This window comes from Novipirellula caenicola, assembly GCF_039545035.1.
In the GTDB taxonomy this organism is placed as follows: Bacteria; Planctomycetota; Planctomycetia; order Pirellulales; family Pirellulaceae; genus Novipirellula; species Novipirellula caenicola.
This window is the reverse complement of record NZ_BAABRO010000011.1, coordinates 71,621-84,301: the sequence shown is the minus strand read 5'-3', so window position 1 is coordinate 84,301 and position 12,681 is coordinate 71,621. Positions and strand designations below refer to the sequence as shown.

The window sequence follows — 12,681 nt, the reverse complement described above, 5'->3', positions numbered from 1 at the left end:
TTTGAGCAAAAGTCGCAACGTGAGAAACGGACAGGCCGAGTACAACGGCTAGCAGCGATCGCCACTTCATCCCTGAACCCTCAACTTTCCTCGGGGTCTTTCCCGAGACTCGTGGTGTTAGCCACAAGTGGTGCAGGTAAGTCGAGTTGATTTGCACAGCCAGCCACGATGCCAGCTGCGAAATCCAACCTAACCTGACCCGCTCTATGGGTGCATTTGGTATCAGTGAACGCGCATGGGCCGAACCTGGTCGGGCGCGGCCCGACGAGTCCATCAGCTATTATCGTCATAAATTCATTTTTAGTTAAAGAGATCTTTTTTTAAGCGAGGATACGACACCGTAATTCCGCGATAATGGAAAAATGGGTCGATACCCCCCTTAGAAAAATCTCGCTATTAGCCTCGTCCCCCCACAAAACAAGCGAATAGCAAAAGGTTCAACCGGAGACGAAAAAGTTCGTTGCCTGCGAACTGGACAACGTCTATCTTTCTCGTGGAAGCCACGACGACATGTTGGTCGTCTCTTGTGCAGTGGAGGCACAGCGGTAGGAAACAGGCGTGAAACACGCTTGTGCGGTCATACTCTCTGAAAAGTTGACCGGAAGTATCGGAACATTTGCATCGACCCATTCGCCACTTTTCCATTTGGTGGGGTTGTCACGAATTACCCGATTTTCCACCGCACCGTTTTTTTGACCGGGCACCCTTTGTGTCCTATATTCCCGTAGCTGTGTGGTCTGAGCGTCTTTGCACAGCTTCATCTAAACATCACCTCCCTTGATGTTTAGGGGACCCTCCCGAACGATGCTCCACTGGATTTTGCTCGTATGAATCGGATCCCACAGGTCTATCGTCGCCAATCCGCTGGAACTTTTTTCAGCCTGTTTGCTGCGGCATTGCTGCTCGGCTACGTCGCTCCCGTATCAGCCCAAGTTGTCACCGAAGCGGAACAGTTTTCTGTAACGCCGGAACAACAAGCGGTTCAGCAGGGGCTTGAACTCGAGCAAGCTCGATTGTGGGCCGATGCCGTTCGTCATTACGAGACCGCTTCGAAGAAGCACCCTACCAGCAAGTCGCTGTATCAACGATTGACCATCGCAAAGCTGCATTACGATGTCAATCGTCGCTACCAAGACACCAGCTACCTGCAGTCGGTCGACCGATTGTCGCAAGAGCAAGCTCTTGATTTGTATGCTGAGATCTTGGCAAATCTACAAACCCATTACGTCGAACAGATCGATTGGGCTCGCGTGATGCTGCATGGCACCGCGGCTCTAGAAGTCGCGTTGACTGAAGAAAAGTTTGTCAGCCGCATGTTGGCCACGGCCGATCCCGCGGCAGTCGAGCACTTTCGCCAAAATGTACATCATCAATTGGCCAATCGTAGCACGGCGACTCGCTTTGATTTGCGAGCGAACGTTGCTTACGTTGCGTCATTGGCAAAATCGGAAATCGGATTGTCACCGACCGCGACCGCGCTTGAATTCATGAGCGGTGCCGTTTCGACGCTCGACCCGTACACACGATTGTTGTCGGGAAACCAACTCGATGAGATGTTCTCGAACATCGAAGGCAACTTTGTCGGTTTGGGTATCGAGCTGAAAGCAGAAAGCAATGCACTGCACATCTTATCGGTCATTCCGGGCGGCCCAGCCGAAGAGGCGGGTTTGATCGGCGGCGACCGAATCATCCGTGTTGAAAACACCGAAACCAAAACGTCCGACCCAGGCTACGCTGCCGACCTGCTTCGCGGCCCCGAAAAGTCGTACGTTTCGATCGGAGTATTGGGAGCCGATGGCAACGTCCGTGATTTGAAAGTGCAACGTCGCCGTGTCGAAGTGCCTTGTGTGGAAAACGTGCATATCGTCGACGCCGCCAACCACGTCGGTTACCTGCGTCTGACGAACTTTCAAAAAACAACCACGCGTGACGTCGAGCAGGCTTTGTGGGATTTGCATCGCCAAGGAATGAAATCGTTAATCCTTGACGTGCGTGGCAACCCCGGTGGACTGCTTTCGGCTGCAGTCGAAGTGGCCGACCGTTTTCTCGGCGATGGCCGCATTGTCACCACTCGAGGTCGCAACGCTCGTGAAAATTACGACTACACCGCGCATCGTCCCAACACATGGAACATTCCTTTGGCGGTGCTGATTGACCGTGACAGTGCGAGTGCAAGTGAAATTTTTGCCGGAGCGATCGCCGACAGCGGACGTGGCGACGTGATTGGAGAAACCAGTTACGGCAAAGGCAGTGTACAAGGAATCTTTCGGATGCAATCGGCCAAGTTCGGGCTCTGTCTGACCACCGCCAAGTTCTACTCGCCAAGCGGCCGAGCGATCAGCCAAAACGGGGTCACCCCGAGCGTGCCCGTCGAACCGACCTACATCGCGGCTCGTCCGAATTCCGACGGTGAAATGACGACCGACCGCGAAGACGCTGTCTTGCAACGAGCGATCTCGCGGTTGTCCGAAAACAACTGGATCAGCCGCCGACCGCAATAACCAGATTCGTTCGCAAACGATCACAACCTGAGACGAAAAAAAATCCCGCTCCATTGGAGCGGGATTTTTTTTATTGCAGGAGAGGCTCTTCAGGATCTTTAGCAAGATCCACTCCCTCCGCTTTTACTTTACGACTGAGTCTTCACGCCAACGGTTCGCAGGTGCAGCTCGGTGAGCTGGCCTGAATCGACCTCGCCCGGCGCTTCGGTCATCAAGTCGGCTGCTTTTTGCGTCTTCGGAAACGCGATCACTTCGCGAATGTTCTCGAGCCCTGCCAATAACATCACCCAGCGATCCACGCCTAGTGCGATCCCGCCATGCGGCGGGGCACCGAAACGCAGTGCGTTCAGCAGGAATCCGAAACGATCTTCGGCGGTTGCCTCGTCGATCCCCAACAAGTCAAAGACCTTGCTTTGCGTTTTGGAATCGTGGATCCGGATCGTTCCACCCCCGGCTTCGCTGCCGTTGATGACAAGGTCATACGCCTGAGCCCGACATGCCTTGGGGTCGCTGTCAAGTTTCTCGAGATCGCGGGCAAGCGGTGCGGTAAACGGATGATGCATCGCCGTCCAATTGCCGCTTTCTTCGTCACGCTCGAACATCGGGAACTCGGTGATCCAACTGCAATTGAGTTGATCGGGGCTGTATAGCTTCAGCTCGGCGCCCAAACGCTTGCGAAGTGCGTACAACCCTTTGCAAGTGACTTCCCAAGTATCGGCCAAGAACATCAACAAATCGCCGGGCTCGCCCTTCATCAATTCCTTGATCTCGGCAAGATGAGCTTCATCGAGGTTCTTGCTGATCGGGCTCCACAACGTGCCATCGTCTTCGACGCGGAACCAAGCCAGACCTTTCGCGCCAAACTCTTTGACGTACTCGGTCATCTCATCGATATTGCGACGCGAAAATTTCGTCGCCGCCTCTTTGACGTTCATCCCACGGACAAAGTTGCCGGCATCGGCGGTGCCGCGGAAAACACGAAATTCGGTTTTCTTGGCGACCGAGGTGACATCCACAATTTCCATATCGAAACGCAAATCGGGAGCGTCATGACCGTAGCGCCGCATCGCTTCGTCATAGGTCATTCGTGGCAGCGGAGTTTTGACTTCTTTGCCAAGCACCTCTTTGGCCGTCCGCGCGACCAAGCCGTCGATCAACGCCATGATGTCGTCGGCATCGACGAACGACATCTCGAGGTCCAATTGGGTGAATTCAGGTTGACGGTCGGCACGCAAATCTTCGTCGCGGAAACACTTTGCCACTTGGACATAGCGGTCGAAACCGGCCACCATCAAAATTTGCTTGTACAGCTGGGGTGACTGCGGCAACGCGTAAAATTTTCCAGCGTGCACGCGGCTGGGGACCAAATAATCGCGAGCGCCTTCGGGCGTGCTGCGACCAAGGATCGGCGTTTCCACGTCGATGAAGTCATGCTCGGCAAAGTAGTCACGCATCACCTTGATGATGCGGCTGCGTTGGACGAGCGCGTTTTGCATTTCTTTGCGACGCAGGTCCAAGAAACGGTACTTCAGCCGCAGGTCCTCACCCGGCAAATCGCTTTGCCCGGGGGTGAAGGGAGGGTTGGCACAAACGTTGAGGATTTCAACGTGGTCGCAACGAACTTCGATCGCTCCGGTCGGCAATTTGTCGTTGGTCTTGCCTTCCAATCGATCGGCGACTTTGCCTTTGATCAGAATCACGCTCTCGGCCGGAATTCGGCCCGCTTCGTCGATCAATTTCGCGTCGGCCTCGGGAGGCCCAATCACGACTTGGGTCAATCCGTAGCGATCGCGAAGGTCGATAAAGACGGCGCCGCCATGGTCACGTTTGCTGTCGACCCATCCGCATAGGGTCACTTCGGTTCCAATATCGGTCTTGCGGAGTTGTCCGCAGGTATGGGTGCGTAGCACAGAATCGGTCGGGGGCTAGGGAAACGGAATGGGTCAACGAGCAGGATTCTAGCTGCCCAAGTTGCTTTTGCTGAGTGGGGGCAACGGCCAGTTATGGCAAAAGTAAAACGGTTCAGGCAAAAGAAAAGCCGGCATCGGAAAAGATGCCGGCTTTTGCTAGTTTTGAATCCGAGCAAAGTGGCGAAGCAACCAACGCAAATCGGTTCTTTCGCCACCCTCAGAGGCTGGCAGATTACAGCTCAGTCCCCGGAGCTTCTTCGGCCAACGAGGCATCGCCCTTCTGCTTGGGGGCTTTGAAGGCGAAAATCAAAATCAGATACAAAATTGCCATCGTCGCCGGAACCAACGCGGTGGCTCGAATTGCCATCCGGCTGCCGTAAAGAGCCGCTTCGCTGGTCGGAGCCGCATCGACCGAAGCGTACTCTTTGTTGGTTTGCCACCAATTGTATTGATTGCGAAGTCCCTCGAATTTCTCGCTGCTCCACTCATCGCCGGCGATTGTCTTTTCGTTTTCGATCGTCTCGCCGTTATCCGAAAGCATCCCCGCCTTCGCTCCGTCGATACCGACAATCGGAGGGAAGAACAGGAATTGGTTCTCGTTAGGTGCCTTCACACGCTCGAACGTGTCCGGAGCATTTGCTTGGATGTACTGCGACGAGAAATAGTCCTGTTTGTATCCAATCCCAGGACCGCCCAACAATCCAGCCGACGTCATTCCGGCAAATCCCATCAAAGCCATCGCCACGGTGGCACTTTGGGGATAACGTTCGCCGACCACACCCAACATCGTTGGCCACAAGAACGTTTTCCCTAACGCGTAGACGGTCGCAGCAAAGAACATGAAGTAGACGTTCGTTCCAATGCTGATCAAATACAGCCCGGTGGCACCGATACAAGCACTGAAGAACAGCAGCCCCAGCGACGAAATTTTATGCACGATCGGGCCGGCAAAAAATCGCAGTGCGGTCATCAATAGCGAAGTGTAAATGAACAACGCGGTTCCCAACGTCGCACTCTTGAGAATGCTGCTGGTGATCTTGTTGATCCAGCTGTCCGTTCCCAGTTCGACGTAACCTACCAAGGCGTGGGTCAGCAACAGGATGACAAAGAAGGGCGCGATCAGCTTGGCAATCATTCCGCCATACGAAACCGTACCGGATTGAGCGTGGGTTTGCGGAAATCGTTCTTTAACCGCGATAAAGCCATACATCGCGGTCGGAACCAGGTAGGTCGCCAGCAATAATTCCCAACCGATGCTGCCTTTCAAAAATACGATCAAACCACCAATCACCAATCCGGCGGGCCAGCCCGCGTGCAGGATATTTAGATAGTGAGTCTTTTGTTCCGGATAAATCGCGGCGGTCAACGGGTTGATCACCCCTTCGCAAATCCCGTTTCCGACCGCGAAAATGAACGCGGACCAAAACAAAATCATATAAACCGCATCCTTACCCGCGGCGTTGAAGACCGGCGTGGCCGAGAACAACAGCACTGCGGAAATCACGTGGCATACCAGGGCCGCCAACATCAGTGGCTTGTACCCGATCCAGTCGGTCAGAAACCCTGCCAACAAAATGACGATCCCGAAACCGAGCAATCCACCACCCGTGATCTGGCCCAACTCGGTCATGGTGAACCCGTACTGGGTTGACCAAACATCCAGAAGTCCTGCACGGACGGCGAAACCGATACCGGCAGCGATCAAGGCTAGAAAGCCTGCAGAAAGAAGAAGTTTACGGTTTTCCATAGTATGCCGGTTCGGTCCGTTGGAGGGGGAGAATTGCTGATTGACCACAAAATGCTGGCAATCGAAAGTGGTTTCGTCAAGTAAGTCTGCCGTTATTTCGCCAGCAATGAGAGATTAATTCACCTCCACGCTCGTTGCTACTTACTCGCTCGCTATACTCTGCCTAAACAATCAAATTTGCTGCTCATCGCAGCTTCCCCCCTGCTATCGGAGTCCTCTCGATGCGTTTTCTGCTTGCCACCGCCCTTGTTCTCGGAGCTTTTACGACCATGGCGACCGCTCACGACGATCACGAATGTGCACTCGACTTCAAAGTCAAAAACATTGATGGCGAAACCGTGGACCTCGAAGATTACGAGGGCAAAGTGGTGTTAATCGTCAACACGGCCAGCAAGTGTGGGCTGACGCCTCAGTACGCCGGACTGCAATCGCTGTACAAAAAGTACGAAGACAAAGGCTTTGTCGTGCTCGGTTTTCCCTGCAACCAATTCAATTCGCAGGAACCAGGTAGCGAGGCAGACATCAAATCGTTCTGCTCGACGAAGTACAACGTCAGCTTCCCGATGTTCAGCAAAGTCGATGTCAACGGTGACGACGCAACGCCGCTGTACAAGTACTTGACCAGCAAGGACGTCAAACCGGCTGGCAAAGGCAAGGTCAGCTGGAACTTTGAAAAATTCCTGATCGACCGCGATGGCACCTTGGTGCACCGATTCGCGCCGCGGACCACTCCCGATGACGCCGAATTGGTCAAAGCCATCGAAGCGGAACTGTAAAATACCGTCGGTATTGCGAAAACCAACCTCCCCGTAATCCACCGGGTAACGCGTTTGATCCGGCCGCTCGCTCGACCCCATCGCTGGCAACCGAAAGCAACTAAACGCTTTCTGCGTCAAGAGTTACAATGCATGCGGACCGTGGCCGGGGGTGGTTAAGGGTTGGTGGCACTTGCCATACCGCCCAAAAATCTTGCGCCGTTTTGCTAGCCTATCAATTAAGCTGCGGCGCAGCATCCGCGACATCGAATGATCGCCCAAGACCGGCTTGGGCGTTTTTCTGTGTTAGCATCTTTCTGCGTTTGCATCACGTAACTAACCACCGACACACCCTCGCATCCCTTTCTTGATATGCGTTCACTCTCTTGCTTTGCCACAATCGTCACCGGCATTTCGCTTGCTTTTGCCAGTATGCTTCCTCAATGGGCGTCGGCGGAAACCGCAACCCCGTTGCTAAAGCCTCATGATCGGTTGGCGATTGTCGGGGGAACGTTTGTCGAGCGGATGCAGAGCAGCGGTCAACTCGAGGGCCAATTGCAATCCCGACGACCGGATTGGAAATTGACCGTCCGAAATTTGGGTTGGTCGGGCGATGACGTGCACGGTTACGCCCGAAAACGTTTTGACTCGCCTCACCAAGGCTATTCGCGGTTGCTTGCCGATATCGAGGTAGCCAAGCCAACGGTCGTTCTGTTGGCCTACGGTTTTGCCGAAGCGAGCGATGGCGACCAGGCGATTGGAAGGTTTACGGATGGGTTGCAGCGACTGATTCATGACATCAAGCAATCAAATCGCCGCGTGATCCTGATGACGCCGTTTCCATTGCCCGGCTACAAAACCGAAAACTACCAAGCCTCGATTGCTCAAACACGAAAAATCGTGCAAACGGTCGGCAACAAAACCGATTCAGCGGTCGTTTCGATCACTTGGCAACCCAATCAGGACGAAACCACATCCGATGGCTTGGTTCCCAATGACCGCGGCTACGCACGTTTGGCCAACGAATTGGCAGATGCCTTGGTGGGGGGGCAACCCCAACAGGTCGAAGAGCAGCTTTCGCAGCAAATCGTACGCAAGAATGAGCTTTTCTTTCACCAATACCGTCCTCAGAACGAAACCTACCTGCTGCTGTTTCGTAAACACGAACAAGGAAACAATGCGGTGGAAATTGGTGAGTTCCCGCCGCTGATCGAAGCCGCGGACAAAAAAATCTGGGCCGCCGCCGCTCGATAGGTTCGTGATCGATTGGGAAGTTTTGTCCCACGTTACTCTCCGCCTGCTTGCCAGCATCCGCGCTGGGGTTTAGGCTTTTCCGTTTGCGCCGTGGGGATTTCCCCCCCGGGAATTTCCCCCCCCAAAGTTCTTGGGAGTTCGTTTGGTGTCGGGTACTTGTGTCATTGGTCTGCAGTGGGGCGACGAGGCAAAAGGCAAGCTGGTCGATCTGCTTGCACCTCAGTTCGATATCGTGGTTCGTTACCAAGGAGGTGCCAACGCTGGGCACACCGTGGTTGCGGGCGATCAAACCTACAAATTGCATCACATTCCTAGCGGGATTTTGCATCCCCAGGTTCAAAACCTCATTACGCCCGGGGTGGTAATCAATCCGTCGACGATGCTCGACGAAATTGATGCATTGGCGCCGCGTGGAGTGGACTGTGCCAAGAACCTGATGATTAGCGAGCGGGCTCACTTGGTGATGCCTTGGCATATCGCCGAAGATCGTCAGATCAACGCGACCGAAGTTCGCGGTGAATCCATCGGCACGACCAACCGAGGCATCGGACCGTGTTATCGCGACAAAGTGGGACGCACCCATGCGATTCGCATGACCGATTTGATCCAACCGCAACGTGACGAACGCATTCGCACGGTTGCTGAGCAGAAAATCCAACTGCTGAAAAACCTTGGCGCGTCCGAAGAAGAACTGCAAAAAGTTGCACCCGAAGTGGTTGTACCGATGGCAGCCAGCTGGGCAGAACGTCTGAAAGACATGATCGGTGACACGACCGACCTGCTGCTCGATGCGACCGAAGCGGACAAACGCATCTTGTTCGAAGGCGCACAAGGCGCGTTGTTGGACATCGACCACGGCACGTATCCGTTCGTCACCAGCAGCAACAGCAGCGGCGTCGGCGTTTGTGCCGGTGCTGGAGTGCCGCCGAAGTGGATCAACACGGTCCTAGGTGTTTGCAAGGCCTACAGCACTCGTGTCGGCGGCGGTCCCTTCGTTACCGAATTGGACGACGCGACTGGCGATCGCATCCGTGATTTGGGCAACGAATATGGAACCACCACGGGGCGTCCGCGCCGCTGCGGTTGGTTCGATGCAGTCGCTGTTCGCTACACGGCACGGCTGAGTGGAGTGACACGTTTGGCACTGATGATGATGGACGTGTTGGCTCACCTTGACGAATTGAAGGTTTGTGTTGCCTACGAATTGGATGGCAAACGAATCGAGCGATTCCCGAGTCACGCGGACGAATTGCGTCGCTGCAAACCGATCTACGAAACGATCCCTGGTTGGAAAGAACCGGTGGACGACGTTCGCCGCATGGACCAGTTCCCCGCCGGTGCAATGGACTATGTTCGCCGTATCGAAGAATTGGTCGGTGTTCCCGTGGGCGTTCTTTCGGTCGGACCGGATCGAGCCCAAACGATCTTTACCGATGCCGCATCGGAACTTGCACTGCAACCGCTAAGCTAGTCAGGAAGCATCGCAAGTAAGGCGAACTGCACGATGAAGGATCCAGCAAACGCGTGTGACGATCAAGCCAGCGATGATGCCGAGCGCAAACGCCCTCGGCACATCGCGATCATCATGGATGGCAACGGTCGATGGGCCCAGGCACGTGATTTACCGCGAATCGAAGGGCATCGCCGTGGCGTTGAAACGGTTCGCATGGTCAGCGAAACCGCGACCGAGCTGAAGATTGACGCAATCACCCTGTATTGTCTTTCCAGCGAAAATTGGAAGCGTCCCAAGGCCGAGCTCGATTTCCTGATGCACTTGCTCGAGCAATACCTGGTCGAGGAACGACGCACCATCATGGACCAGGGTTTGCGATTGAAGGTGATCGGTCGACGCGATCGATTGCCCGAAAACGTGATCAAAGAAATGGACAAAACGCTGACGATGTCCAAAACCAATCCCGGCACCGAATTGGTGTTGGCGATTGATTACGGCGGACGTGACGAGATCACCAAAGTCGCTCGGGAATTGGCTCGCGAAGTCGCCTCAGGAAGCTTGCGTGAAGACGAGATTAGCGAAGAACTGATCACCGCGAGACTTTATACCGCGGGATTACCCGATGTTGATTTGATGATTCGCACCGGTGGTGACATGCGAGTGAGCAACTTTTTGCTATGGCAACTGAGTTACTCTGAGCTGTGGATCACCGACACCTGTTGGCCCGAATTCACACGTGAAAACTTTCTCACTGCGATTGACGACTTTGCGCTACGTCAACGACGTTTCGGCGGGCTGAACGTGAATGAGTGACCGCACGCATTGCAGTTCCAAATCAACGCATCGTCCCGCGAATCCGCCATCGTCTCGGCTCCCAACGCTTTAGGAAAAACGCGTGCTTATTGACCGTCTAAAAACTTCGGCCGTCTTGATATCCATCGTCGTTTTGCTGATCTACCTGGATGCAAATCACGCGATCGTCGGCGCCGAAGGACTTTGGTTGATTCCGCTACTGTTGTTCTTTGCACTGGGAACGGCATCGGATCTATCGCAGTTGTTGTCGGCGAGTGGCCGAAACGTTTCACGATCCATTGCCTTGTTCAATACATCGATGGTTACCTTGTCGGCATGCGTGCCGATGCTGTGGCCGCTGTTCCATTCGACCTATCCGCTCGATTGCCCGCTTGGACGATTGGGCTGGATCGTGGTCGCCGCGGTCGCCGCGGTCATGGTCACATTGGCTGCGGAGATGTGGACGTACGGCCGGCCCGAAATTCAACGTGAAAAAGGTTACGCAATTGACCGCACCTTGTCCGGTGTTTTTGTGTCGATGTACGTCGGGTTGCCAATGGCACTGCTGGTTTCACTGCGTTCACTCGGCTCGATCGATCCCGATCAACCGAGCAGCGGAAATTGGGGGCTGGCGGCACTGATCACGATGATTGCGGTGACGAAATCGACCGACGCGGGCGCGTACTTCGTTGGCCGTGCGATCGGCCGACACAAATTGATCCCACGGTTAAGCCCCGGCAAGACGTGGGAGGGGGCTGTGGGGGGAATGCTAACCAGCACGATCGTTGCATTCGCTTGCCTGCATTGGCTTTTTCCGGCAATGTCGCCAACCACAAATGCCATCACTTTGATACAGTGCATTGTTGGAGCCATCGTGTTGGGCCCCGTGTTGGCGATCGCAGGCATGATGGGCGACTTAGCCGAATCCCTGGTAAAACGCGATGCGGGCGTCAAAGACAGTGGCTCCTGGCTGCCTGGTTTGGGCGGCGTTTGGGACGTGACGGATTCGCTGATCGCAGCGGTGATGCCAGCATTTCTATGTTTTGCTGCCGGAGTGGCAGGCCCACCTGGGTGAGGATAACGCTTGTACACCCAGAGATTTTCATTGTGATACAAGCACTCGCTCACGCTAGAATCGAGCGAAGTAGGAGACTAAACCTTTCAGGCACTTGAATGACCGAAGCGACATTATCGATTGCGAATCCTGCGGAAATCCTGACGCTATTTGGGCCGCGTGACCAGCATTTGCGAAAACTGCGTCGAGCGTTTGACGTCAGCATCACGCTGCGAGACGGACGCATCCGAATTGCCGGCGAAGAAGACAACGTCAATCGTGCCACCCGCACGCTTGAAAAAATGCGTCATATCTCTCGTAAAAAGGGAGACTTGGCGAGCGAGGATGTCGACGCTGCGGCGACCGAAGAGGGCGCCACGATCGAAGGTGCCGTGCCGACGATTTCAGGCGACGACATCGACATCCAACATGCCGGCCGCCGTGTGAAACCACGAACACCGGGTCAAGGACGCTATGTCGAAGCGATTCGCCGCTTCGATTTGGCCTTTGCCACTGGGCCTGCGGGCTGCGGAAAAACATACTTGGCCGTCGCGACGGCGGTCGAAGCCCTACGCGCCGGTCAGGTGCGAAAGATCGTTTTGGTCCGCCCTGCGGTCGAAGCGGGGGAAAGTTTGGGGTTCCTACCGGGGGATTTACGGGCCAAACTGAACCCGTACTTGCGTCCGTTGATGGATGCCCTTGGTGAAATGATCGATTTCGATCAAGCTCGGACGTTGATGGAACAAGATGTGATCGAGATCATTCCGCTCGCTTACATGCGTGGACGGACCCTCAACGATGCCTTTATCATATTGGACGAAGCACAAAACACGACCGTCGCACAAATGAAGATGTTTCTGACGCGGATGGGCGAACGCAGCAAAATGGTGGTCAGCGGCGATATCTCTCAGCAGGATTTGCCGCGTGGGATCACCAGCGGATTGCGGGATGCCATTCAGCGGCTCAGCGACATCGAAGGCATTGGCATCGTGCGATTGCGACGAAGCGATATCGTGCGACACCGCTTGGTGCAAAAAATTGTAGAAGCTTATGACGACGATCAACATCATGAGAGCGAAAGCTTGCATGATGAATCCCATCACCCGCGTCATCCTAGCGAGGGCCCTAAAAACCGCGAGTAGTTCCGACGCAACGTGACCGATACCGATCGGGCCACGTGCGATCAGACATTCCCCGCCTAATTCGCGGGGCTCT

Annotated in this window: 9 protein-coding genes; 7 read left to right on the top strand and 2 right to left on the bottom strand. The window is 54.7% G+C overall.

Annotated features, from left to right (window positions below):
* Positions 1-827 precede the first annotated feature (827 nt).
* Positions 828-2,501 carry a S41 family peptidase gene (locus ABEA92_RS19645; protein WP_345685554.1) on the top strand — a complete coding sequence of 558 codons (1,674 nt, stop codon included), beginning with the start codon at positions 828-830 and terminating at the stop codon, positions 2,499-2,501.
* Positions 2,502-2,629: 128 nt separating this feature from the next.
* Here the strand turns inward: ABEA92_RS19645 and aspS are convergent, their stop codons facing one another.
* Complete coding sequence (gene aspS / locus ABEA92_RS19640; RefSeq protein WP_345685553.1) at positions 2,630-4,411, bottom strand: aspartate--tRNA ligase; 1,782 nt, start codon at positions 4,409-4,411, stop codon at positions 2,630-2,632.
* A 232-nt stretch (positions 4,412-4,643) separates the two neighbouring features.
* Positions 4,644-6,158, bottom strand: coding sequence for an MFS transporter (locus ABEA92_RS19635; protein ID WP_345685552.1), 1,515 nt, complete (start codon positions 6,156-6,158; stop codon positions 4,644-4,646).
* A 221-nt stretch (positions 6,159-6,379) separates the two neighbouring features.
* On the opposite strand from ABEA92_RS19635, the gene ABEA92_RS19630 reads away from it, so the two are divergent.
* The 6 genes from ABEA92_RS19630 (at position 6,380) to ABEA92_RS19605 (ending at position 12,608) form a co-directional block, all read left to right on the top strand.
* Positions 6,380-6,934, top strand: coding sequence for a glutathione peroxidase (locus ABEA92_RS19630; protein WP_425572466.1), 555 nt, complete (start codon positions 6,380-6,382; stop codon positions 6,932-6,934).
* A 351-nt stretch (positions 6,935-7,285) separates the two neighbouring features.
* The gene (locus ABEA92_RS19625) at positions 7,286-8,167 is read left to right on the top strand and encodes a GDSL-type esterase/lipase family protein (RefSeq protein WP_345685551.1); all 882 of its coding nucleotides are present in this window, start codon (positions 7,286-7,288) and stop codon (positions 8,165-8,167) included.
* Between the two features lie 145 nt (positions 8,168-8,312).
* A complete protein-coding gene (locus ABEA92_RS19620) occupies positions 8,313-9,638 on the top strand; it encodes an adenylosuccinate synthase (protein ID WP_345685550.1) in 1,326 nt (441 codons plus the stop codon).
* A gap of 33 nt (positions 9,639-9,671) precedes the next feature.
* A complete protein-coding gene (uppS, locus tag ABEA92_RS19615) occupies positions 9,672-10,433 on the top strand; it encodes a polyprenyl diphosphate synthase (protein WP_345685549.1) in 762 nt (253 codons plus the stop codon).
* Between the two features lie 82 nt (positions 10,434-10,515).
* The gene (locus tag ABEA92_RS19610) at positions 10,516-11,487 is read left to right on the top strand and encodes a phosphatidate cytidylyltransferase (RefSeq protein ID WP_345685548.1); all 972 of its coding nucleotides are present in this window, start codon (positions 10,516-10,518) and stop codon (positions 11,485-11,487) included.
* A 98-nt stretch (positions 11,488-11,585) separates the two neighbouring features.
* Positions 11,586-12,608: a PhoH family protein gene (locus tag ABEA92_RS19605; RefSeq protein WP_345685547.1), complete on the top strand. Its 1,023-nt coding sequence runs from the start codon at positions 11,586-11,588 to the stop codon at positions 12,606-12,608.
* Positions 12,609-12,681: the final 73 nt, after the last annotated feature.

Bases quoted from the DNA above. Each gene is read 5' to 3' on its own strand.
- ABEA92_RS19630 (WP_425572466.1), top strand. From the start codon at position 6,380: ATGCGTTTTCTGCTTGCCACCGCCCTTGTTCTCGGAGCTTTTACGACC.
- ABEA92_RS19605 (WP_345685547.1), top strand. From the start codon at position 11,586: ATGACCGAAGCGACATTATCGATTGCGAATCCTGCGGAAATCCTGACG.
- ABEA92_RS19635 (WP_345685552.1), bottom strand. From the start codon at position 6,158: ATGGAAAACCGTAAACTTCTTCTTTCTGCAGGCTTTCTAGCCTTGATC.
- uppS (WP_345685549.1), top strand. From the start codon at position 9,672: ATGAAGGATCCAGCAAACGCGTGTGACGATCAAGCCAGCGATGATGCC.
- ABEA92_RS19645 (WP_345685554.1), top strand. From the start codon at position 828: ATGAATCGGATCCCACAGGTCTATCGTCGCCAATCCGCTGGAACTTTT.
- ABEA92_RS19625 (WP_345685551.1), top strand. From the start codon at position 7,286: ATGCGTTCACTCTCTTGCTTTGCCACAATCGTCACCGGCATTTCGCTT.